The sequence below is a fragment of the Magnetospirillum sp. WYHS-4 genome (assembly GCA_039908345.1).
Lineage (GTDB): Bacteria > Pseudomonadota > Alphaproteobacteria > Rhodospirillales > GLO-3 > JAMOBD01.
Genome location: JAMOBD010000029.1, coordinates 1 through 21303 on the forward strand (window position 1 = coordinate 1; position 21303 = coordinate 21303).

The following is a 21303-nucleotide window of genomic DNA, read 5'->3' on the forward strand; positions in this document are numbered from 1 at the left end:
CCACCACGAAACCCCCACCTGAAACCCCGCCACCCCGGAATGTAGTGCTAACAAACCCGTGCCACTCCGTAACAGTCTGTTACAGAACAGCTTTTTCTCGGGCACTGTTCAAGTTGGGGAAGACGTCGATGTCGGCCCGGACGTGGGGCCGGTCGGAGGAGGGCGCCGGAGCGTCGGGAGAGCCGGCGGTGGGGGGTTCGGTGGTGGGCGGTTCGGTGACGGACGGGAGGTTCCGGCGGGCGGCATCGCCATCGCCGTCCGTCCCGGCGGCTTCCGCCAACACTCCGAGCGGCCGGGGCTCCGGCAACGGGCCCCCCAGGACGGCGTCGCGGGAGCCGGGTTCCATCCACCGGGTCAGGCGGCGGAGGAAGGTATCGGCCATCTCCGGATCGGCCTGCCCCAGGCGCGGCAATGGTAGCCGATTACCCTCTCTGTACACCCTCTCTGTACAGTTAATGTGTTGCCACAGAACTGGGTGCGATATGATATTGCGATATATAACGCTCTATTCTGGATTCCGTGGTATGCAAAGATAAGACATTGCAACATTAATTCCGTTGTGCTCGAAAATCATCTTCATTTCGTCCGTAGGAGCGGAAATCAATAGCTCTGCCACATCTTCTGGGATCTCATTCAGGTCGAATGCCCCTCCGCTTCTGTTACAAGAATCTCCGCTATTTATCCTAACAAGAACCAATGGTCTACAAATAACCTTTCCACCTCCAGATGACATATAGGCGTCAATACCATATATAACGTCTACCTGCGGCAGTGTTGATTTGAACAGCAGAATTGGAGAGAAGCTAGATATATCGGTGGTTGATAGTATGCAAAACATTTCATCCTGCATTGCTATTATATTGCCAAAATATGCATCCTCATCTGCTCCTGTTTCTGTCATCGATAGATTTTTCCCATTATTTTCGATAACATTGTGTCTTGCTAATATGGGTTTTTTATATCTCCTGGATGACATCGCCCACGGTGAATACCTATAGGATATATATTCACCACAGTATTTGTCGAGAGCTGTTCCACATAGTGTAATGCCAGACTTGCGACCGAATAGCTCCGCGATCCATGTCTGGTCACACACTGAAGATAACTCGCAACTTGAACCAGAAATGCCGTCGATTATATCAGAAACCGGATTTGAGATGCTCACTGGATTATCTATAACATGCTTTACAACGGATGAAATTCTTTCTATTGATTTAAGTCCAGCAGACATTGATGATGTGTCATATTCAATTGTTTTTATAAATGCTATATCAAATGGCAGTTTTGTTCCTTTCAAAGCAACCTGAATTGTTGGCTTTCTAATCGCGTGTCTTGCTGCTAATTCATAATATACATTCGGATTAGCTCCAGTAAGATCGGCGATGACCAGATCTGCACGCTTGATCATATCCATTATAGAACGGGTTATCATGCCGGGGTCCGGAACCATGTCGGCCCGCACAACCTCAAAATTATATTGCGAGACAGCTCGCTCGATCAACAGAAACGCCTCGTCTGCCTGTTCCCTTTCCGGACTATCTTCGGAACCTATCTGCGATATCACAAAGCAAAGCTTCGGATCTGGTTCGGACACCGCTCCCTCCATTCAAACCAATGCCAATAGCATCTTCCTCACGTTCCTCGATTAGTACAACGAAATAATGTCAATAGAACTAAAAAATATCATCCATCATATTGACAATTTTATATAGCATGGACCCGTCTGGGATTCAAACCCGGTGGTACCCGTTGTCGGAATTGCCGCGGCTGGGCTATCCTGCCGCCATGGAAAACGTGCTCCCCGTCCTGTTCCTGATGGCGGTCGGCGTCGGTCTTCGTCGGCTGCCGGCCTTTCCCGCCACCACGGGACAGAGCCTCAACATGTTCGTCGTCTACGTCTCGCTGCCCGCCCTGGTGCTGGTGCAGGTGCCGAAGCTCGAGGTTTCGGCCGATCTTTGGGTGCCCATCGCCCTGCCCTGGGTCATGCTGGCCGTCTCCGCCCTGGCGGTCCTGGGGCTGGCGCGGCTGTTCCATTGGGACCGCAAGGTGGTGGGCGGGCTGTTGCTGGGGGCGACGCTGGGCAATACCTCCTTCTTGGGAATTCCCTTCGTCCAGGCCTTCTTCGGCGAGGCCGGGGTGCCCTATGCGGTGCTCTACGACCAGTTGGGCAGCTTCTTCGCCCTGGCCATCTACGGGGCGACCGTCATCGCCTTCTACGGCGGCGAGGGGCGACCCGACGCGGGAAAGATTCTCTGGCGTATCGTCACCTTCCCGCCCTTCCTGGCCATGGTCGCCGCCTTCCTGCTGCGCGGCTGGACCTATCCGGAACCCGTCGCCGCCGCCCTGGAACGGATCGCCGGCACCCTGGTGCCCGTCGTGATGGTGGCGGTCGGCTTCCAGTTGACCCTGAAGGTGCCGAAGTCGCAGATGCTGCCCCTGGGGCTGGGCCTCGCGATCAAGATGGTGGCGGCGCCGCTGCTGGCCCTGGGCGCCCTGACGGCGCTGGGCGTGACGGGCGAAGCCACCCGGGTCGCCATCTTCGAGGCCGGCATGGCCCCCATGATAACCGCCGGCGCCCTGGCCATCGCCGCCGGCCTGGCGCCCGAGATGATGGCGGCCATGGTGGGGCTGGGCATCATGATGTCCTTCGCCACCTTGCCGGTGCTGTTCAGTCTGCTATAAGCGGGGGATGACAAACCTTTCCCGCCTTTTCCTCAACGCCGGCGCCGACCGCCGGCTGCGCCACGGCCATCCCTGGGCCTATTCCAACGAAATCCGCATGGACGCCGCCGCCAAGGCGCTGCCGGCGGGCAGCCTGGCCCGGCTTTGCCGGGTGGACGGCAAGCCCTTGGGGGTGGGGACCTTCAATCCCCATGTGCTGATCGCCTTCAGGATGCTGTCCGAAAACGCCGATGCCGCCATCGACGAGGGCTTCCTGGCCGGCCGGCTGCGCCGTGCCCTGGCCTTGCGCGAAAGGCTCTACGACGAACCCTTCTACCGCTTGGTCCATGCCGAATCCGACGGCCTGCCCGGCCTGATCGTCGACCGCTTCGGCGACGTGGCGGTCCTGCAGGTCAACACGGCGGGCATGGAAGCCTTGTCGCCGTCCCTGCTGGCCGCCGTCGACGCCGTGTTGAAGCCGCGCGCCGTGGTGCTGCGCAACGACACCCCGGCCCGTCAGGCGGAAGGGCTGGAAGCCTATGTCAAGGTCGCCAAGGGCGACGTCGCCGGGCCCGTGGAATTGCGCGAGAACGGGCTCGTCTTCTTCGCCGATCCCGTGGCCGGGCAGAAGACCGGCTGGTTTTTCGACCAGCGCGACAACCGGGCCTTCGTCGCCCCCCTGGCCAAGGGGCGGCGCATGCTTGACGTCTACAGCTACGGCGGCGGCTTCGGGATCGCGGCGGCGGCGGCCGGAGCCACCGAGGCCGTCATCGTCGACAGTTCGGAAGGCGCCCTCGACCTGGTCCGCCGGGCCGCGCAGGCCAACGGCGTCGCCGGACGCTGCAAGCCGGTGCGCGGCGATGCCTACCGGGAACTGGAACGCCTGGCGGCGGCCGGGGAACGTTTCGGCGTCGTGGCTTGCGACCCGCCGGCCTTCGTCAAGTCGCGCAAGGATCTGAAGGCCGGCCTCAAGGGCTATCGCAAGCTGGCGGGCCTGGCGGCGCCGCTCATCGAGCCGGGCGGCTTTTTGTTCCTCGCTTCCTGTTCCCACAACGTGGCGCCGGCCGAATTGCTGGACGAGGCGGCGGCGGGCATCGGCCGGGCCGGCCGGTCGGGCCGCCTGATCCGCCAGGCGGGGGCGGCGCCCGATCATCCGGTGCATCCCCACCTGCCGGAGACCGCCTATCTCAAGGCGCTGGTCTTCCAACTGGATTGATACCGGCCACTCGTTGGCCGGTATCGAGCGGCCATTGAGGCCGCGGCCAAGCGAGCGCCCGGCGAGGGCCAAGAATAAGGGTACCAATCGGTCAAGTCATTGGCCGGTTGGTATGAAGCGCAGGAAGATCACGCGCGCCCTGCCGTAGACCCGTTCCTGCAGGGCATCGAAGCCCTTGGGCGGGGCGAAGGGCTCGCGGGCGGCCACCTCGACGACGCAGATCGCCCCGTCCTTCAGCCAGCCCTTGGCGGCGAGCCCTTGCAGGGCCGGATGGGCAAGGCCCGATTCGTAGGGCGGATCGAGAAAGGCCAGATCCAGCGGCGCCCCCGCCGCGCCCGGGGGCGGCGGCAGCCGGGTGCAGTCGAGCCTCAAGGTGACGATGTTCTTCACCTCGCCCAGGGCGGCGGCGTTGCGCCGGGCGGCGAGCAGGGCCGGCTGGCTGGCGTCGACGAACACGGCGCGGACGGCGCCCCGCGACAGGGCTTCCAGCCCCAGGGCGCCGGTGCCGGCGAACAGGTCGGCCACCGCCGCGCCTTCCAGATCCAGCCCTTCGATGCCATGCAGCAGGACGTTGAACACGGCCTCGCGAGTGCGGTCCGACGTCGGCCGGGTGTCGCGTCCTTCCGGCGCCGCCAGCTTCCGCCCCCGATGCCTGCCCCCGTTGATGCGCATATTTCCCGGTTATCCCGCCGGCAGGGTGAAGCGAAAGGTGCTGCCTTCGCCGGCCAGGGAATCCACCCAGATGCGGCCGCCGTGGCGTTCCACGATGCGCCGGCAGACCGCCAAGCCGATGCCGGTGCCCTCGTATTCGTCCGCCGTATGAAGCCGCTGGAAGATCAGGAAGATGCGTTCGAAATATTCGGGCGCGATGCCGATGCCGTTGTCGGCGATCGAGATCACCCACTTGTTGCCCTCGCGCCGCGAATCCAAGCGCACCACGGGCGACCGGTCCGGGTGGCGGTATTTCAGGGCGTTGCCCACCAGATTCTGGATCAGGCGGACCAGCTGGATATCGTCGCCGACCACCAGGGGCAGGGGGGCGGCTTCCACCCGGGCGCCGACCTCCTGGATATCGGTCTGCAGATTGTCCAGAGCTTGGCGCGTCACGTCGTCCAGGCAGACTGGGTTCATGTCGCCGCCCTTGCCGTCGATGCAGGAGTATTCCAGCAGGTCCCGGATCAGCGCCGACATGCGTTTGGCGCCTTCGACCGCGAAGCCGATGTACTCGTGGGCGTTGTCGTCCAGCTTGTCCTTGTAGCGCTTGTCCAGCAGTTGCAGGTAGTTGGTCACCGTGCGCAGTGGCGTCTGCAGATCGTGGGACGCCACGTAGGCGAACTGCCGCAGGTCCACGTTGGAACGCGCCAGGGCCTCGGCCTTATCCGCCAGTTCTTCCCGACTGTGGCGCAGTTCGGCGGTCATCCGCAGCGCTAGTGCCTCGGCTCGCTGCTGTTGGCGGGCGATGGAAGCGATGATGACGAACAGCAAAAGGTCGATTAGCACGCCGCCCATCGCGACCACCAGAGGCTGGCTGGCTTCGGCGGCGGTCACAAAGCCCTTCTGGGTATAGAGATGGAGCGTCCAGGCATGACCCGCGTGCTGGATGGCCGATGTCTGGGTAAATTCCGGCCGTTGTTCCGGGTCGCCAAAATCGCGATGACCGCCGGGATCGCTATCGTAGAGCAGCGTCTCGGCGGACGGCGTTGTGCCATCGTAGAGTTCGAAATGCAAATCGGTCATGCCGGCCCCCAGGATGCCCCGCATCAGGTCCTTGATGCGGAAGGGCGCATAGACGAAACCCTCCAGGGCCGCCTGCCGTTCCTCGACCGTCCCGGCCGGCATGCCCGCCCGGTAGACCGGCAGGTAGACCAGCAGGCCGCGCTGGACGTCTTGGTCGGTTTCCTGCACCAGGGTAACCATGCCCGACATGGCGGCCTGCCCCGTGTCGCGGGCCCGTTCCATGGCGGTGCGGCGCACCGGTTCGGAGAACATGTCGTAGCCGAAGGCCCTGAGATTGCGGCCGGCGAAGGGCTCCAGGTAAACGATGGCGGTATAGACCTCCCGCTCGCCGTCCGGACGGATGGTGTAGTTGGGGAAGCCCTCGGCCCGCACCGCTTCGATATGGGCGGCCTTGGCGTCCGGCGGAACGATCCGACTGTAGCCGATCCCCTGGATGCCGGGAAAATAGCGATCGATGGCTGCCGTTTCGACGAAGGCCCCCCATTCCGCGCGCTCGACCGTCTCGGAAGCCGCGAACAGCCCGACGCCAGACCGCAGGACCGCTTCGTATTCCAGCATCCGGCGCGCGATGCCCGCCTTGATGTCCTGGGCCTGGAACTGGAAGCGGTCGCGGGCCCGTTCCTGCACGAACCGATTCGAGATATGCCAGGCCGCCGCGGTCAGAATCAGGGAACAGACCAGGATGACCCAGGCCGTGGCCGGATTGTGCAATACCTGCAGGAAACGGGCCTTGACGTCTTCCCCCATCTTCCTACCATTCGCGGTCGTTGCGGGCGGCATGGGTCTGGGCGTCGACCACCGCGAGCGCCGTCATGTTGACCAGCCCGCGCGCGGTGACCGAAGGCGTCACCACGTGCACCGGCTTGGCGGCGCCCATCAGGATCGGCCCCACGGCTAGGCCGTCCCCCAGCACCTTCAACAGGTTGAAGGCGTTGTTGGCGGCGTCCAGGTTGGGCAGTACCAGCAGGTTCGCCTGGCCCTTGAGGCGCGACGAGGGGAAGATGCGCTGGCGCAGGTCCTCGTTGAGTGCCGCATCCGCGTTCATCTCGCCTTCCACTTCCAGGGCCGGCTGCCGCTCGGACAGGATGCGTACCGCTTCCCGAACCTTCCGCGGGCTGTCGGTATCGCCGGTGCCGAAGGTGGAATAGGACATCAGGGCCACCTTGGGCGTGACGCCGAAGCGCCGCACCACGTCGGCGGCGAGCGTGGTGGCTTCCACCAGTTCCTCGGCCGTCGGGTCCGGATTGACATGGGTGTCGCAGAAGAAGAAGGTCCCCTTGGGCAGGATGAGGGCGGACAGCGCGGCACACTTCTGCACCCCCGGCGCCCGGCCGATCACATCCAGCACGTAGGCGAGGTGCCGGGGATACTGGCCCACGGTGCCGCAGACCAGGGCGTCCGCCTCGCCCCTTTCCACCATCAGGGCGGCGATCACGGTGGAATTGGTGCGCACCACTTCGCGTGCCCGATCGGGCGATACGCCGCGCCGTTCCATGATGCGATGGTAGAGCTTCCAGTACTGGTCGTAGCGCGGATCGTCTTCGGGATTGGTGACCTCGAAGTCCTGGCCGGGGCGGATGCGCAGCCCCAGGCGCTCGATGCGCTTTTCGATGACTTCGGGGCGCCCCACCAGAATCGGCAGGGCCAGGCCCTCGTCGACCGCCATCTGCACGGCGCGCAGCACCCGCGGTTCTTCCCCTTCCGCATAGACCAGGCGGCGCGGGTCCTTGCGGGCCCGCTCGTAGACCGGCTTCATCAGAAGCCCGGACCGGAAGACGAACCGCGACAGCTTCTCGCGGTAGGCCTCGAAGTCGGCGATCGGCCGGGTGGCGACCCCGCTGTCCATGGCCGCCTTGGCGACCGCGGGCGCGATTTCGACGATCAGACGCGGATCGAACGGCTTGGGAATCAGATAATCGGGGCCGAAGGTCAGGTCCTCGCCCTTGTAGGCCTTGGCCACCGCTTCCACCGATTCCGCCTTGGCCAAGTTGGCGATGGCCTTGAGGCAGGCCTGCTTCATGGCCTCGTTGATGGTGGTGGCGCCCACGTCCAGGGCTCCCCGGAAGATGAACGGGAAGCAGAGCACGTTGTTGACCTGGTTGGGGAAGTCGGACCGTCCGGTGGCGATCACCGCGTCGGGCCGGGCCGCCTTGGCGACGTCGGGCATGATCTCGGGCGTCGGATTGGCAAGCGCCAGGATGACCGGCTTGCCGGCCATGCGCTTGACCATCTCGGCGGTCAGGATGCCGGGAGCCGACAGGCCCAGGAACACGTCGGCGCCGTCGATGGCCTCGCCCAGGCTGCGGGCCGGCGTGTCGACGGCATAGTCGGCCTTCTGCGGGGTCATCTGCTCGGTGCGGCCCTTGAAGACCACGCCCAGGTGATCGACCAGAATCACGTTCTCGCGCCTGAGCCCCATGTCGAGCAGCAGGTTCAGGCAGGCGATGCCGGCCGCGCCGCCGCCGGTCGACACCAGCTTCACCTCGTCCAGGCGCTTGCCGACCACTTCCAGGGCGCTGATTAGCGCCGCCCCGGCCACGATGGCGGTGCCGTGCTGGTCGTCGTGAAAGACGGGGATCTTCATGCGCCGGCGCAGGTCGGCCTCGACCTCGAAGCATTCCGGAGCCTTGATGTCTTCCAGGTTGATGGCCCCGAAGGTAGGCTCCAGCGCCGCCACGATGTCGGCCAGCTTCCCGGGGTCGGTTTCCGCGATCTCGATGTCGAAGACGTCGATGCCGGCGAACTTCTTGAACAGGACCGCCTTGCCTTCCATCACCGGCTTGGCGGCCAGGGGCCCGATGTTGCCGAGACCCAGGACCGCGGTGCCGTTGGTGACGACCGCCACCAGGTTGCCGCGGACGGTCATCTCCGCGACGGTGGCGGGATCGGCGACGATGGCGTTGCAGGCCGCCGCCACCCCGGGGGAATAGGCCAGCGCGAGGTCGCGCTGGCTTCCCAAGGGCTTGGTCGGCATGACCGTCAGCTTGCCCGGCTGGGGTTCCCGGTGGTAGCGCAGCGCCTGCTGGTCGAGGTCCTTGCCCGTCATGGCGGGCCTACTTCAGCGCCTTGCAGGCCCTCTGGATGCGCAGACAGGCTTCCTTCAGCGCCTCGGTGGAAGTCGCATAGGAAATGCGGAAGTAGGGGGACAGGCCGAAGGCGGCACCCTGCACCGCCGCCACGCCTTCCGCTTCCAGCAGGTAGGTGACGAAGTCCTCGTCGGTCTTCAGCACCTTGCCGTCCGGCGTGGTCTTGCCGATCACGCCGGCGCAGGACGGATAGACGTAGAAGGCGCCTTCCGGCACGTGGCACGTAAGGCCCGGCGTGTCGTTCAGCATGCGGGCCACCAGGTCGCGGCGTTCCTTGAAGGTGGCGTTGTGCTCGGGAATGAAGTCCTGCGGGCCTTCCAGGGCCGCCACCGCCGCCGCCTGCGAGATGGAGGCGGTATGGGTGGTGCTCTGCGACTGGATATCGTTCATCGCCTTGATGAGCGGCTTGGGGCCGGCCGCGTAGCCGACGCGCCAGCCGGTCATGCAATAGGCCTTCGAGACGCCGTTCAGGGTGAGCGTGCGGTCGTAGAGGCCGGGTTCCACCTGGGCGATGGTGGCGAACTCGAAGCCGTCGTAGACCACGTGCTCGTAGATGTCGTCGGTCATCACCCAGACATGGGGATGCTTCATCAGGACGTCGGCGATGGCCTTCAGTTCGGCCTTGGTGTAGGCCGCGCCCGTGGGGTTGGAGGGCGAATTGAGGATCAGCCACTTGGTCTTCGCCGTGATGGCCTTTTCCAGGTCGGCGGGCTTCAGCTTGAAGCCGTTGGCTTCCGGGCATTCGACGATCGTCGGCGTGCCTTCGGCCAGCAGCGTGATGTCCGGATAGGACACCCAGTAGGGCGCCGGGATCACCACCTCGTCGCCCGGATTCAGGGTCGCCATCAGGGCGTTGTAGATGGTCTGCTTGCCGCCGCAGCCGACGCTGATCTGCTCGGGCGAGTAGTCCAGGCCGTTCTCGCGCTTGAACTTGGCGGCGATCGCCTTGCGTAGCGCCATGGTGCCGGCCACCGCCGTGTATTTGGTCTCGCCCTTGTCCATGGCCGCCTTGGCGGCCTCGCAGACGTGCTTGGGGGTCGGGAAGTCCGGCTCGCCGGCGCCCAGGCCGATGACGTCGCGGCCGGCGGCTTTCAGTTCGGCGGCCTTGCCGGTGACGGCCAGGGTGGGGGACGGCTTGATGCGCCCGAGGCGCGAGGCGAGAAACGACATGGCGTGAGGCCCATACCTAGGTGGGAACAAGAAGGACGGGAGACTACGCCTCGCGTCTCCCCCCATCAAGAGGGTAAGGGGCGATCGTCACCACCCGGCCCAGACGCGGCGCAGCAGGTCGACCAGTTGGCGCCGTTCTTCTTCCGTGAAATCCTCCATGACCCGTCGTTCGTGGTCGCGCACCTTGCGCTTCAGGCGGGCCAGCAGGGTCTTGCCGTCATCGGTAAGAGCCAGGGCATAGGACCGGCGGTCGTCGGGCGACGGGCGACGTTCCACCAGCCCCTTTCCCTCCAGCGAATCGATGACCGCCACCATGGTCGACCGTTCCACCCCCATGGCCTTGGACAGGGCCGACTGGGTGAGGCTGTCGTTGCCGCCGATGACCGCCAGGATGCCGAACTGGCCCGGCGTGATGCCATCGCGGGCGATGACGCGGCCGAAGCGGCTGAATACCGAGATCTGGGCCCGTCGCAGATGGAATCCCAACAGATCGGGAAGAATATCGTAGTCGATGCCGCCCGCCAGCAAATCGGACGGCGGCGGATGATTGGTCCGGCGGGACACGGCTGACCCCCTTGAAGTAATGACGCGACGCGGAAATGAGAATAAGGATGATTGCGGCGGCCGTCCACACGACTAACGTCATAGAAGGCGGTTTTACAGGGGAAGGGTCGCTTGCTCCAGCCACCGTGCCGCCTCGGCGTCCAGCAGGGGCCCGAGAGTCTCGCGGACCCGCGCGTGGTAGGCGTCCAGCCAAAGGATCTCGTCGGCGCTCATGAGAGACTTGGCGATCGCGGCGCGATCGACGGGAGCCAGGGTCAGGATCTCGAAGCCCAGCATTTCCCGCTCGCCATCGGCGGGAACGCCCAGCGCCTTGACGACCATCAGGTTCTCGATCCGAATACCATAAGCCCCGGCCTTGTAGTAGCCGGGCTCGTCGGACAGCACCATGCCGGGTTCCAGCGGCACCCGGTTGGGCAGCTTGGAGATGCGCTGCGGTCCCTCGTGGACCGACAGGTAGCAGCCGACACCGTGGCCGGTCCCGTGGTCGTAGTCCAGACCCGCTTCCCACAAGGGGCGGCGTGCCAGGGCGTCCAGTTGCGATCCCGCCGTGCCTTTGGGAAAGCGGGCCGATGCCAGGGCGATATGGCCCCGCAACACCCGCGTGAAATGGTCGCGCATGGCGTCGGTCGGAGTCCCGATGGCTACCGTGCGGGTCACGTCGGTGGTGCCGTCGGGATACTGGCCGCCCGAATCCACCAGGAACAGGCCGCCTGGCTCAAGGAGGCGGTCGGTCTTCTCGGTGGCACGATAATGCACGATGGCGCCGTTTGGCCCCGCCCCGGCGATGGTCGGAAAGCTGGGGCCGCGGAAGCTGCCGTCGGCGCTACGCAGGGATTCCAGGTGCCGGGCGGCGGCCATTTCGGTGATTTCGCCCTTGGGGGCCTCGCGGGCCAGCCAGGCGAGGAAGCGCACCAAAGCCACCCCGTCGCGTCGATGGGCGGCGCGAATGCCCTTAAGTTCGGCCGGATTCTTGCGGGCCTTGGGCAGGGCGCAGGGATCGGAGCCATGGACCACGGCCGCCCCCGAGGCCAGCAACCGGTCGGCGATCCAGGCGTTGGCAGAGGCGTTGTCCAGCCGCACTCGCCGCTTTTCCAGCCCCAGGCGGGCCAGGCCGGTGGCCAGGGCGCGCACCGGCTCGAGGGTGGCGATGGGGTCCAGGTGGCGACGCACGGCGGGCGTGAGCTTGCGCGGGTCCATGAACAGGCGGGCCGAGGCGTCGGCCATGACGATGGCGAAGCCGAGCGGCAACGGGGCATGAGGCACGTCGCCGCCCCGGATGTTGAACAGCCAGGCGATGGAATCGGATGCGGTCAACACCACCGCGTCCTGACGCTCCGTGCCGAGAACCGAAGCCAGCTCCAGCAACTTGTCCGCGGCGTCGCGGCCGGCGAAGACCGGCGGGTGGGGTACCACGGGAGCCAGGGGCGGCGGCGGCTGGTCGCGCCAGATGGCATCGATGGGATTGTCGTCCAGGGGCACCAGCCGCCCCCCGGCCTTTTCGCAGGCTGCCTTGTAGCGTTCCACCTGTTCAGGCGTGTGCAGCCAGGGATCGTAGCCCAGGCGCGGCGCGGCCGGGCCGCCCCGGTGGTCGCGATCCAGCACCTCGGCGAGCCATTGGTCGGGTGGCTGGTCGGTCAAATGCAGAATACGCCAGTCGTCGCCGTCCACCTCGGCGGCGGCCTGCAGCGTGTAGCGACCATCGACGAACAGGGCGGCGCGATCGCGCAGCACCACCGCCACCCCGGCCGAGCCGGTGAAGCCGGTCAGCCAGGCCAAGCGCTCGGAACGGCGCGGGACGTACTCGCCCTGGTGCTCGTCGGCACGCGGCACGATGAAGCCATGCAGGCCGCGCGCTTCCAGGTGGGTGCGCAGAACCACCAGACGGGTATGGCGGTCGCCCTCGGCCAGTCCGTCCCGCCAGCCGGCCGCCATATCCTCCTTGAGGGTAAGGAGGTGCTGTTCCAGATCGGGGTGGGAGCCGGCGGCGATCAGCGACGTCCAGGCATCGCCGTCGCGGCCCGTGGAAGCCGCCAGCACGCCCCGGACAATGTCGCGCACCCCGGCAGGGGAATAGGGGGAACCGGCCTCCGCGAGAAGCCGTTCCAGATCGCCGCCGCCATCGTGCCCACCATCGTTCATGCCCTCTTATATAGACTCCCTTGGCGTCGAACGCCATTGCGCCGGCCGCCGGTTGCGGACAGAATAGTGGGTGGAGGGCTAGGGAAATGGCCAACGACCTGAACGGCGTCTACGCCTCGGGGGTGGAGGCTGTGGCCGGCGAGTTGCGGCAGGAATTCATCGACGAGGCGCGCGAGCGTGTCGGGGCGCTGGATGTCGCCCTCGACGCCGTCCGCAACGGACGGAAGGACCCCGCCGAACTGACGGCCGTCTTTCGCAAGACGGCCCTGGCGTTCCGGTCCCAGGCGGCCAACGTGGGGCTGCGCCTGATCGGCACCCTGGCCTACCGGCTGGAGGATTATCTCGCCAACGCCCGCGAACTGCCGCCCCGTGCCCTGGACGACCTGCAGGTCTTCATCGACCGTCTGGACGATGTGCTGGAGGGACGCCTCGCCCCGGACAGCGATGCCTCCCAGGTGGTGCGCGATCTGCCCAGCAAGATCGGTATCAGCGCCGCCGAGATCGAGGTGCGCAACATCGAAGTCATGCTGGTGATGCTGCACGGCACCGCCACCCATTTCGTCGAGCGCGAATTGCAGCAGTGCGGCTACCGGGTCAATACGGTGACCACGGTCTTCGAGGCCTTTCCGCTGATCGTGCGCACCAAGCCGGACCTCGTGGTGGTCTCGGCCATCATGCCGGAACTGGACGGCATCGACTTGGCCATCGGCCTGGCGGCCATGCCGGCTACCCGCAACATCCCCCTGGCGGTCATCACCAGCCTGGACCCCGGAGATGAGCACTTGGCCATGGTGCCCAAGCACATTCCCGTCATCCAGAAGGGTCCGTCGTTCGGCGACGACTTGTTCAAGGCCCTCGACAGCCTGTTCCTCATCTGACCATGGGCTGGGACGAGAAGTTCTCGACCGCGGATTATATTTTCGGCACCGAACCCGATCCCTTCCTGGTCGCACAGGCGGACAGGCTGAAGCCTGGCGGCCGGGCCCTGGCCGTGGCCGACGGCGAGGGCCGCAACGGCGTTTGGCTGGCCGGCCGGGGATTGCACGTGCTGTCGGCGGATGCCTCTCCCAACGCCCTGAGGAAGGCCGAGGCCCTGGCCGCGGCGCGAGGGGTCGGCATTGACGCCCTCTGTACCGATCTGCTGCATTGGGACTGGCCCCGCCGGGCCTTCGACCTGGTGGCCGACGTCTATTTCCACCTGGGACCGTTGGACCGGCCGCGCCTGCACCGGGCCATGCTGGAAGCCCTGGTGCCCGGCGGACTGCTGGTGCTGGTGGCCTTCCATCCCAGCCAGGCCGGGCGCGGCACCGGCGGCCCGCCCGACCCCGAACGCCTATATTCGGCCGACCTGCTCCGCGGCGACTTCGCCGGGGCGGAAATCCTCCATTTGGAAGAATGCGAGGTCTTCTCCGACATGCGTCTCGACAGCCACCGGCCGGGCATGGCGGCGGTGACCCGGCTGCTGGCCAGGCGCAGGGATTAGCGGAACTCCACCGTCGCGAAGGCGCGGCGGACCCGGTCCTCGGGCCAAAGGGATGGGGCGGAGGGCGGCGCGTCGGGGGCGGCGATGGTGGTGCCTTGGCCGGGCTGCAAGTCGGCGGTGCCGACATCGTTGATCACCGAGACCAGCCCCTCGATCAATAGGACCGCGAAGCCTTTTTCCTCAACCCGGCGGAAAGCCGGCAGGGGTTCGTAGGTCATCGGATTGACCTCGCCGCCGGCGGCGGGCGGACCGATGCCGGCCAGCGGGCCGCCCCAGAACCGGGTGCCGCGGATGCCGATGCTGGCGAAGGGCGTGCGGACGGCAAAGGGACGATTCTCCAGCTTGGCGATGGCGCCGGTAGCGATAAGGAAGGCTCCCTCCGCCGCGCCCAGCAGGGCCTTGCCCGTGCCGGCCGCCGAATCGTAGACCATCGCGTCCACCGTCAGGGCCGCCGCGCCGCCCAGGGTGAGCAAGGTGCCGTCGACGAAGCCGACTTCCAGGCGGCCGTCCGGGGCCGTACGCAGCAGATCGCCTTCCCGGATCGCCATGCCGACTTCCAGGGACCGGGAAACGCCGGCCGTCACGGCTTCGGCACCGCCCCGCAGGCGGGTCACGGTTCCGGCCTCGCCCGCCCAGGTCGGCAGAGCCGCGACAAGCAACAGAAGGATCGAGGCGAGGCGCGTCATGCGGCGCATGATAGCAGAGCGGGCGGCTCTCTTGAATCACGGCTGCGCGAGGGCTATCAACGGTTCATGGCTTCTTCCGCCGACGTGATTATCGTGCTGGGCGCCGCGTTGCGCCCCGACGGCAGCCCCAGCCCGGCCCTGGAACGCCGGGTGGCGCGGGGCGTCCGCGCCTTCCGCGAGGGCTTGGCCCCCCATCTATTGCTCAGCGGCGGCGCCGTCCGCCATGCGAGGCCGGAAGCGGAAGCCATGGCAGCCCTGGCTCTGGCCCAGGGCGTCCCGGCCGGCAACATCGTCCAGGAACCGCGGTCGGCCAATACCTTCGAAAACGCCCTCCATTGCCGGCTGATGATGGAGGAACGGGCCTGGCGCCGTGCCGTCGTGGTCACCGATTCCTTCCACATGCCCCGCGCCCTGTTCGTCTTCCGCCGCCTGGGAATTCCGGCGGTAGGTTGCCGCGTGGAGGGCCGGGGCGGCGAGTCCCGCTGGCGTTGGGCCGTCGCCTGCCTGCGGGAAGTGGCGGCTCTGGCTCGTTCCGCGACCCTGTTCGCCATGGGCCGGGACCGGGCGGGCATCGCGGCGGCCCGACGGCGCTTTCGCCGTCCGATGTGATGGCCATCACACCGCGGCATTCTCCTCGTCGCTAGTGTATTTCCCGGTTTGGGATTAGACGAATTCGACTTCCGGGGGCCTGATGAACAACGCCTTGTCTTGGCGGGAAAAAGCCGTTGCCGTTGGCATGGCCATGGCGGTGTTCGCCATGGTGGGTGGGATGGGCTGGGTCGTCGACGATTCGGAGAACGACCAACACCGCGCCCACCAGCGGATCATGGTCGACGAACGCCTGGCGTCCTTGCGCAGCCGCCTGGAGCAGGTGCTCAATGCCAACCTGACCGCCGTCGATGGATTGGAGGCCTTCGTCCGTTCCTGCCCCGACTGCGACGGCGCCACCCTTGATTCGTTCGTCGCGGCCATGGCCGATGGCCGCGAGGAAATCCGCGCCCTGCAACTCGCGCCCGGCGCCGTGGTTGCCCATGTCCACCCGAGGCCGGGAAACGAGGCTTCCCTGGGGCTCGATCTACGAACCTTGCCGGGCCAGGCCGAAACCGTGCGAAGGACCATCGAGGACGGCCGCTTCCGGCTGGCCGGACCGGTCGCCCTGTACCAGGGAGGAAGCGGTCTGGTGGGCCGCAAGCCCATCTACCTTTCCGAATCCGAAAAGCCCTTCTGGGGCTTCGCCACGGTGATCCTGGATCTGCCGGCCCTACTCGCCAAAGCCGGCTGGCAATCGGAAGACGGGATCGGCCGCTTCGCCCTGCGCGGCGCCGACGGCAGTGGCGCGCAGGGAACGGCCTTTCTCGGCGACGACCGGATCTTCGGACAGGACCCGTTGCTGACCGAAGTCGCCTTCCCCGGCGGGTCCTGGCAGTTGGCCGGCATCCCCCGGCAGGGATGGGGCTATACGCGGCCGGCCGCGACCTCGTTCAGGAGTGCCGTCGTGTTGGTCGCCCTGCTGGCCGCCTTGGCCACCGCATTGGTCCTGCGCCTCGGCTTCGCCTCCCGCGGGACGCGCCGCCGCCTGATCGAAGCCAGCCGGGCCAAGGGCGATTTCATGGCCCGCATGAGCCACGAACTGCGCACCCCGCTGAATGCCGTCATCGGCTTTTCGGAAGCCATCGCCACTCAGGCCCTGGGGCCGGTGGGCAACCTGCGCTATCTGGAATACGCCGACGACATCAAGCGTAGCGGTCGCCATCTGCTGGACATCGTGAACGCCATCCTCGACCTGGAAAAGGCGGAAGCCGGTCACCTGGAAATCCACGCCGAGGCCCTGTCGCCGGCCCGCTTGTGCAGGGAGACGGCCCGCCTTATGGGGCATCGCGCCGAAACGGCCGGCATAGGCCTGGTAACGGAGGCTGCCCCCGACCTGCCCGGGTTGATGGCCGATCCACGCGCCCTGCGGCAGATGCTGTTGAACCTGGTTTCCAATGCGGTCAAGTTTACCCCGGCGGGCGGGCGCATCCGCTTGCGGGCCGCGACGACGCCGGAAGGACTGGAAATCGCGGTCGCCGACGACGGCATCGGCATCGCCGCCGAGGATATTCCCAAGGTATTGAGCGCGTTCGGCCAGGCCGGCGGGAGCAAGACCAGGCACCATGGGGGCACGGGACTCGGACTGCCCCTCACCCAGGCCTTGATCGCACTGCACGGCGGCAGGCTGGATATCCGGTCCGAACCGGGGAAGGGCACTGTGGTGGCCCTGATCTTTCCCCCATCGCGCATCCTGCGGCTGCGGGAAAACGAAACCGCGCCCGAAGGCGCGGTTGCGGAAACGGCTTAACGACCCGGCAGGCTCAGCCCTGGCGGGCCTTGAAGCGCGGGTTGCTCTTGTTGATCACGTAGACGCGGCCCTTGCGACGGACGACGCGGCAATCCTTGTCGCGAGCCTTGGCCGTCTTCAGCGAATTCCTGACCCTCATGGTATCCTCCTCGAAAGAGGCGCGCACCATAAGGGCTCGCCCCCGCCCTGTCAACCGCCCGGAAGCGCTTTTCCGCCCCCGCGAGGGAGGGCGGAAAAGCCGCAGCCGCGCCTTACTGCATCTTCACCGGCTGAGTGACGGTGAAAGCGCCGCGGATGTCGCCCGATTCGTAGCCGCGCGCCTTGTCCTTGGGGTAGTGCTTCTTGATCGCCGCGTCGACGTCGGCCGCCAGCTTGCCGCCGTGGCAGGTCTTGCAGGGCTTCTCGGCGGTCGGAATCGCCTTCATGTAGCGGAAGACCTTGCCGCCCTTCTTGTCCGAAAGAACCGCGTAGTCTTCCATGGTGGCAGGGTCCTCACCGGCCGCCTTGCGCTTCTCGAACTTGACCAGCACTTGCTTCTCCCAGGCGTCGGGCGCGTTCTTCGGATTGCGTGCCTTCAAGCTGGTGCGGGCCACCTTCCACCCCTTCTTCTGCGAGATGTCGGCGGCGATCTGGGCCGCGGTGGAATGGCAGACATCGATGGCATTGACCGGCCCGCCGCTCTCCAGGGCGGAAACCAGTTTGCCCCGCAAGGCTTCCCCGAACTCCTTGATCGCCGCCCGGCTTTCCTGGGCTCGCGCCAGCGACTCGTCGGCCAATGCGGGGCCGGCGGCCAGGATGACGACCGCCGCCGCGCCCAGAACTCCCACCATCTTCTTGCTCATGGATACCCTCCGTGTTGAACACGCCGCCGGTTCCCGCCCGGGGCGACGACAATGTAGCTTGTCCGCCACGACTTCGGAACCCCTCAGCCTTCGGTCTTCATGTTCAGCGGATTCGGCAGATCGTGGGCGATCAGCAGGGTCACGCCGGCTTCGCGGAACATTTCCTCGGTCAGGCGGAAGCTGTCGACCCAGCGCGGATTGTCGGAATGAGGCGCCACGACCTCGGCCAAGCCGGTCTGGATGATCATGGTGGCACAGACGGCGCAGGGCATCATCGGCCAGACGTAGAGGCTGAAGCCGCGCAGGCTCTGCCGGGCATCCAGGATGGCATTGCGTTCGGCATGGACGATCATCTGGTACTTGAGATCGCGGTCGTGCAGGCGCTCCAGGGTGTCCTCGACGCCACTGGGCAGGCCGTTGAATCCGGTGGCGATGACCCGCCGGTGCGGCGAGGCGATCACGGCGCCCACCTTGGTGCTGGGGTCCTTGGACCAGCCGGACACGTATCTGGCCATGTCCAGGAATCGGTAGTCCCAGTGGCTTAAGCGGCGGAGATCGGCCACGTCTTCCCTCCTCGCTGACGGTCCCGGCGCCGATCATAGCGTGGCGGCGCGGTTTCGTGAACCATTGACTCCCCCGTCCGCTCCGGCCACTCTGATTTTCCAATGGCGAGGCCAGGAAGAGCCTGTGCCAGGGGATAAGGATGCCGCGCAAGTGTCGGTCGTCGCCGTCGCCACCGAAAAGGATGCCGGTCTCGCATCGTCGGATCCCGACGATCTGGGGTTTCTTGCGTTGTCCTCGGACTTGGTCTGCATCTGCCGCAATGATCGCGTCACGGCCATCAACCCCGCCGGGGCCCGCATTCTCAAGGCCACCCGGCCCGCCGATCTGGTCGGGCGCCGCTTTCACGAGTTCCTGGCCCCCGACTACGCCGAGGCCGTCGACGAGGCGCTGGCCGTCTTGGTGGACGAAACCCAGCCCTTTCCCTTGAAGCTGATCGCCATCGACGGCACGGAGGTGGGCGTCCAGGTCAGCGTCTTCCTGGCCGGAGAACGAGATCCCTCGGCAGTGATCGTCTTCGCCCGCGACGTGACGCGCCAAGTGGAGCTTTCGGAGGCTATCCATCGCAGCGAACAGCGGTTCCGCAACATCGTCCACCACGCCCTCGACTTGATCTGCCTTTGCGAGGGCGATCGCATCGCCTTCGTCAACCGGGCCGGCCTGAAGATCCTGGGCGGCACCAATCCCGACGAAGTGGTCGGACGCAAGGTGGTCGAGTTTCTCCATCCCGACTACCAAGGTATATTCGCCGAAAGCGTCGTCCCCCTGATGCGCGAGGAATCCCTGCTGCCCGTCAAGATGATCCGCCTGGACGGACGCGCCGTGGACGTGGAAATCGGCCTGACTCCCTTCGACGGCCAGATCGGCGCCCATTACCTGATGGAAGCTCGCGACATCACCGATCACAATCGCCATGTCACGGCGCTCCGGCGGCTGATCGAGACCCTGGAGCAACGGGTCCAGGAGCGGACCCGCGACTTGACCCACGAAGTGGCGGAACGGCGCCGCGCGGAAGAGGCCATGCGCCACATGGCCAGCCACGACGTCCTGACCGGCCTGCCCAACCGTTACCTGCTCAAGGATCGTCTTGGCCAGGCCTTGGCGCGGGCCCAGCGGGATGGCGCCAAGGCCGCCCTGCTGTTCATCGACCTGGACGGCTTCAAGCCGGTCAACGATACCCTGGGGCACGAGGCTGGCGACCTGCTGCTTAGGGGCGTCGCCGGGCGTCTGGCGGATCGCATCCGGAGCACCGATACGGCGGCGCGGGTGGGCGGGGACGAGTTCGTGGTCGCCCTCGCCGACGTCAAGGCCGTGGACGACGCGGGACGGCTCGCCCAGGCCCTGATCGACGAACTGAACCGCCCCTTCGACCTGGACGGCAGCGAGGTGCGGATCGGCGCCAGCGTCGGCTTGGCCCTGTTCCCCGATCACGGCGCTTCGGCCGACGATCTCCACCGGGCCGCCGACGCCGCCATGTACGAGGCGAAGCGCGGGGGTAAGAACACCTGGCGCCTGCCTCCCGGCTTGTTCTGAGCCGCCCATGGGCGCGCCGGCCCTCTCCCTTCCCCTCGATCTTCTTCCCGTCCTGACGGAGCCGGGAGACCGTCTGCTGGGACTGCGGCTTTCCGGCTATCCGGAGGGCGTCCTGTTCAATGTCGGTACCGACCTGGGCCGGGGCCTCTGGCACGTCCCCCCGCCGGAGGCCCCGGCTTTACGGCTGCTGCTGGCCGTCGACCGCTTGATCCCGCCCTTCCGTCTGACCGCCACCGCCGATGTCCGCCAGGCCGATGGCACCGCGGCGGTAGTTGATGCGGTGGTCGAGGTCGGGGGTCCGTTGCCTACCGAACCGGCCAGATCCGCTCCCGCGGTCAATCTCCGGGCTCGCCTGGCGCCCATTCGCAATCGGGCCCCTTCCCGCCTGGAAATCGCGCTACGCCAGATTCCCGGCCATGACCCTCGCGATTTGCCCGAGGCCGCGGCGGAAATCGCCCGCTTGAAGGAAGCCATCGGCGACCTGCGGATGGAAATGGAACGCATCCGCCAGGATACGGGGCCGGCCGCCGAGGCGGCCACGGCCGCCCAGCGTGACACGATCGTCGTCCTGCGCGGCGAAGCGCAATCGTTGCGGGATCGCCTGGAGGAACTGCGCGATGCGCGGCCCGAAGCCCTGCGCCAAGCAGTCGAGGAGATGGCTCCGACGATCGCCGAACTCAAGGAAGTGGCCCAGGAACGGCGCGACCGACTGGAGGCCTTGCGGAGCCGGCGGGAGGAATCGGTGGACCGGGCGACCTCGGGTACCGTCGAGGACCTGGGCCGCTACAAGGAAACGGTGCAGGCCTTGCGCGATGCCATCGAAGAGATGGTTGCCGGCTTTCGCGCCGAGCAGGATGCGTTGCGAGCCGAGGCCGACCAGCGCATCCAGGTCCTCCGCCAAACCGTTGCCGGCCTGCGGGACCGCCTGGACGCGGCACGCGCATGATTATCCCGGCGGCGGGAAGATCTTGCGCAATCGTTCGACGGCGGCCGCGGATTCCATGCGCAAGGCCTCGGGCAGCGGGCAGGGGCGGGTGGCGGCTTCCTTGAAGGAGGCGTCGGTGCTTTTCTCGAACAGTTCGCCGATCTCCCGCAGCTTGGGCGCATGCTCGATCACCGCCAGGCGCAGGCGATCCGCTTCGTCCTTGGCGCGGCAAGCCAGGGCGATGCCGTTCAGGCGCCCCGCGTTGGCGACGGCACGCTCTCCCGGGTCGGCCGGGTCCGTCGCCCAGGCCGGCGTCGCGATAAGGCCGGCAAGCAGCGCCAATAATGGATACGACTTCATCG

The 21303-nt window shown here is 66.4% G+C and carries 21 protein-coding genes; 8 read left to right on the forward strand and 13 right to left on the reverse strand.

From position 1 onward, the window contains the following. Positions 1-79 precede the first annotated feature (79 nt). On the reverse strand, positions 80-412 hold the full coding sequence (locus H7841_09765) for a hypothetical protein (GenBank protein MEO5337166.1): 333 nt from the start codon (positions 410-412) through the stop codon (positions 80-82). Between the two features lie 93 nt (positions 413-505). Further along, positions 506-1594: a nucleoside 2-deoxyribosyltransferase gene (locus H7841_09770; GenBank protein ID MEO5337167.1), complete on the reverse strand. Its 1089-nt coding sequence runs from the start codon at positions 1592-1594 to the stop codon at positions 506-508. Positions 1595-1785: 191 nt separating this feature from the next. On the opposite strand from H7841_09770, the gene H7841_09775 reads away from it, so the two are divergent. Continuing rightward, positions 1786-2682, forward strand: a complete 897-nt coding sequence (locus H7841_09775; GenBank protein ID MEO5337168.1) for an AEC family transporter — start codon at positions 1786-1788, stop codon at positions 2680-2682. Positions 2683-2689: 7 nt separating this feature from the next. Continuing rightward, positions 2690-3877, forward strand: coding sequence for a class I SAM-dependent rRNA methyltransferase (locus H7841_09780; GenBank protein ID MEO5337169.1), 1188 nt, complete (start codon positions 2690-2692; stop codon positions 3875-3877). Positions 3878-3973: 96 nt separating this feature from the next. On the opposite strand, the gene rsmD is transcribed toward H7841_09780, so the two are convergent. From rsmD to H7841_09810, 6 genes are all read right to left on the reverse strand, one after another. Next, positions 3974-4549, reverse strand: a complete 576-nt coding sequence (gene rsmD, locus H7841_09785; GenBank protein MEO5337170.1) for a 16S rRNA (guanine(966)-N(2))-methyltransferase RsmD — start codon at positions 4547-4549, stop codon at positions 3974-3976. A gap of 9 nt (positions 4550-4558) precedes the next feature. Next, positions 4559-6361, reverse strand: a complete 1803-nt coding sequence (locus H7841_09790) for a CHASE domain-containing protein (protein MEO5337171.1) — start codon at positions 6359-6361, stop codon at positions 4559-4561. A gap of 4 nt (positions 6362-6365) precedes the next feature. Next, a complete protein-coding gene (locus tag H7841_09795; protein MEO5337172.1) occupies positions 6366-8660 on the reverse strand; it encodes an NADP-dependent malic enzyme in 2295 nt (764 codons plus the stop codon). A gap of 7 nt (positions 8661-8667) precedes the next feature. Continuing rightward, positions 8668-9870: a pyridoxal phosphate-dependent aminotransferase gene (locus H7841_09800; protein ID MEO5337173.1), complete on the reverse strand. Its 1203-nt coding sequence runs from the start codon at positions 9868-9870 to the stop codon at positions 8668-8670. Positions 9871-9957: 87 nt separating this feature from the next. Continuing rightward, positions 9958-10434 (reverse strand): MarR family transcriptional regulator, encoded by a 477-nt coding sequence (locus tag H7841_09805; GenBank protein ID MEO5337174.1) that lies wholly within the window; start codon positions 10432-10434, stop codon positions 9958-9960. 93 nt (positions 10435-10527) lie between these two features. Beyond that, complete coding sequence (locus H7841_09810) at positions 10528-12573, reverse strand: aminopeptidase P family protein (GenBank protein ID MEO5337175.1); 2046 nt, start codon at positions 12571-12573, stop codon at positions 10528-10530. 86 nt (positions 12574-12659) lie between these two features. Here H7841_09810 and H7841_09815 point away from each other — a divergent pair, with 86 nt between their 5' ends. Together H7841_09815 and H7841_09820 are read left to right on the forward strand one after the other, a co-directional pair. Beyond that, positions 12660-13451 (forward strand): Hpt domain-containing protein, encoded by a 792-nt coding sequence (locus H7841_09815; GenBank protein MEO5337176.1) that lies wholly within the window; start codon positions 12660-12662, stop codon positions 13449-13451. Positions 13452-13453: 2 nt separating this feature from the next. Further along, on the forward strand, positions 13454-14056 hold the full coding sequence (locus H7841_09820; GenBank protein ID MEO5337177.1) for a class I SAM-dependent methyltransferase: 603 nt from the start codon (positions 13454-13456) through the stop codon (positions 14054-14056). On the opposite strand, the gene H7841_09825 is transcribed toward H7841_09820, so the two are convergent. After that, positions 14053-14742 (reverse strand): FecR family protein, encoded by a 690-nt coding sequence (locus H7841_09825; protein ID MEO5337178.1) that lies wholly within the window; start codon positions 14740-14742, stop codon positions 14053-14055. The genes H7841_09820 and H7841_09825 overlap by 4 nt on opposite strands. Before the next feature lie 66 nt (positions 14743-14808). Between H7841_09825 and H7841_09830 the strand changes: the two genes are divergently transcribed. Together H7841_09830 and H7841_09835 are read left to right on the forward strand one after the other, a co-directional pair. After that, on the forward strand, positions 14809-15351 hold the full coding sequence (locus H7841_09830; protein ID MEO5337179.1) for a YdcF family protein: 543 nt from the start codon (positions 14809-14811) through the stop codon (positions 15349-15351). A gap of 82 nt (positions 15352-15433) precedes the next feature. Further along, on the forward strand, positions 15434-17080 hold the full coding sequence (locus tag H7841_09835; GenBank protein ID MEO5337180.1) for an ATP-binding protein: 1647 nt from the start codon (positions 15434-15436) through the stop codon (positions 17078-17080). A 13-nt stretch (positions 17081-17093) separates the two neighbouring features. Here H7841_09835 and ykgO read toward each other — a convergent pair whose 3' ends face one another. From ykgO to H7841_09850, 3 genes are all read right to left on the reverse strand, one after another. Continuing rightward, positions 17094-17219, reverse strand: a complete 126-nt coding sequence (ykgO, locus tag H7841_09840; GenBank protein MEO5337181.1) for a type B 50S ribosomal protein L36 — start codon at positions 17217-17219, stop codon at positions 17094-17096. Positions 17220-17331: 112 nt separating this feature from the next. Beyond that, positions 17332-17922, reverse strand: coding sequence for a DUF3365 domain-containing protein (locus H7841_09845; protein ID MEO5337182.1), 591 nt, complete (start codon positions 17920-17922; stop codon positions 17332-17334). A gap of 83 nt (positions 17923-18005) precedes the next feature. Continuing rightward, positions 18006-18485, reverse strand: a complete 480-nt coding sequence (locus H7841_09850; protein ID MEO5337183.1) for a deaminase — start codon at positions 18483-18485, stop codon at positions 18006-18008. Positions 18486-18636: 151 nt separating this feature from the next. Here H7841_09850 and H7841_09855 point away from each other — a divergent pair, with 151 nt between their 5' ends. Both H7841_09855 and H7841_09860 read left to right on the forward strand, forming a co-directional pair. Further along, a complete protein-coding gene (locus tag H7841_09855; protein MEO5337184.1) occupies positions 18637-20016 on the forward strand; it encodes a diguanylate cyclase in 1380 nt (459 codons plus the stop codon). A gap of 7 nt (positions 20017-20023) precedes the next feature. Next, positions 20024-20962, forward strand: coding sequence for a hypothetical protein (locus H7841_09860; protein MEO5337185.1), 939 nt, complete (start codon positions 20024-20026; stop codon positions 20960-20962). On the opposite strand, the gene H7841_09865 is transcribed toward H7841_09860, so the two are convergent. Continuing rightward, complete coding sequence (locus H7841_09865) at positions 20963-21301, reverse strand: hypothetical protein (GenBank protein MEO5337186.1); 339 nt, start codon at positions 21299-21301, stop codon at positions 20963-20965. It lies immediately after the preceding gene. Positions 21302-21303: the final 2 nt, after the last annotated feature.

Bases quoted from the DNA above. Each gene is read 5' to 3' on its own strand.
- H7841_09830 (MEO5337179.1), top strand. From the start codon at position 14,809: ATGGCTTCTTCCGCCGACGTGATTATCGTGCTGGGCGCCGCGTTGCGC.
- H7841_09810 (MEO5337175.1), bottom strand. From the start codon at position 12,573: ATGAACGATGGTGGGCACGATGGCGGCGGCGATCTGGAACGGCTTCTC.
- H7841_09800 (MEO5337173.1), bottom strand. From the start codon at position 9,870: ATGTCGTTTCTCGCCTCGCGCCTCGGGCGCATCAAGCCGTCCCCCACC.
- H7841_09815 (MEO5337176.1), top strand. From the start codon at position 12,660: ATGGCCAACGACCTGAACGGCGTCTACGCCTCGGGGGTGGAGGCTGTG.
- H7841_09780 (MEO5337169.1), top strand. From the start codon at position 2,690: ATGACAAACCTTTCCCGCCTTTTCCTCAACGCCGGCGCCGACCGCCGG.
- H7841_09820 (MEO5337177.1), top strand. From the start codon at position 13,454: ATGGGCTGGGACGAGAAGTTCTCGACCGCGGATTATATTTTCGGCACC.
- H7841_09790 (MEO5337171.1), bottom strand. From the start codon at position 6,361: ATGGGGGAAGACGTCAAGGCCCGTTTCCTGCAGGTATTGCACAATCCG.
- rsmD (MEO5337170.1), bottom strand. From the start codon at position 4,549: ATGCGCATCAACGGGGGCAGGCATCGGGGGCGGAAGCTGGCGGCGCCG.
- H7841_09825 (MEO5337178.1), bottom strand. From the start codon at position 14,742: ATGACGCGCCTCGCCTCGATCCTTCTGTTGCTTGTCGCGGCTCTGCCG.
- H7841_09775 (MEO5337168.1), top strand. From the start codon at position 1,786: ATGGAAAACGTGCTCCCCGTCCTGTTCCTGATGGCGGTCGGCGTCGGT.
- H7841_09865 (MEO5337186.1), bottom strand. From the start codon at position 21,301: ATGAAGTCGTATCCATTATTGGCGCTGCTTGCCGGCCTTATCGCGACG.
- H7841_09845 (MEO5337182.1), bottom strand. From the start codon at position 17,922: ATGAGCAAGAAGATGGTGGGAGTTCTGGGCGCGGCGGCGGTCGTCATC.
- H7841_09795 (MEO5337172.1), bottom strand. From the start codon at position 8,660: ATGACGGGCAAGGACCTCGACCAGCAGGCGCTGCGCTACCACCGGGAA.
- H7841_09835 (MEO5337180.1), top strand. From the start codon at position 15,434: ATGAACAACGCCTTGTCTTGGCGGGAAAAAGCCGTTGCCGTTGGCATG.
- ykgO (MEO5337181.1), bottom strand. From the start codon at position 17,219: ATGAGGGTCAGGAATTCGCTGAAGACGGCCAAGGCTCGCGACAAGGAT.
- H7841_09860 (MEO5337185.1), top strand. From the start codon at position 20,024: ATGGGCGCGCCGGCCCTCTCCCTTCCCCTCGATCTTCTTCCCGTCCTG.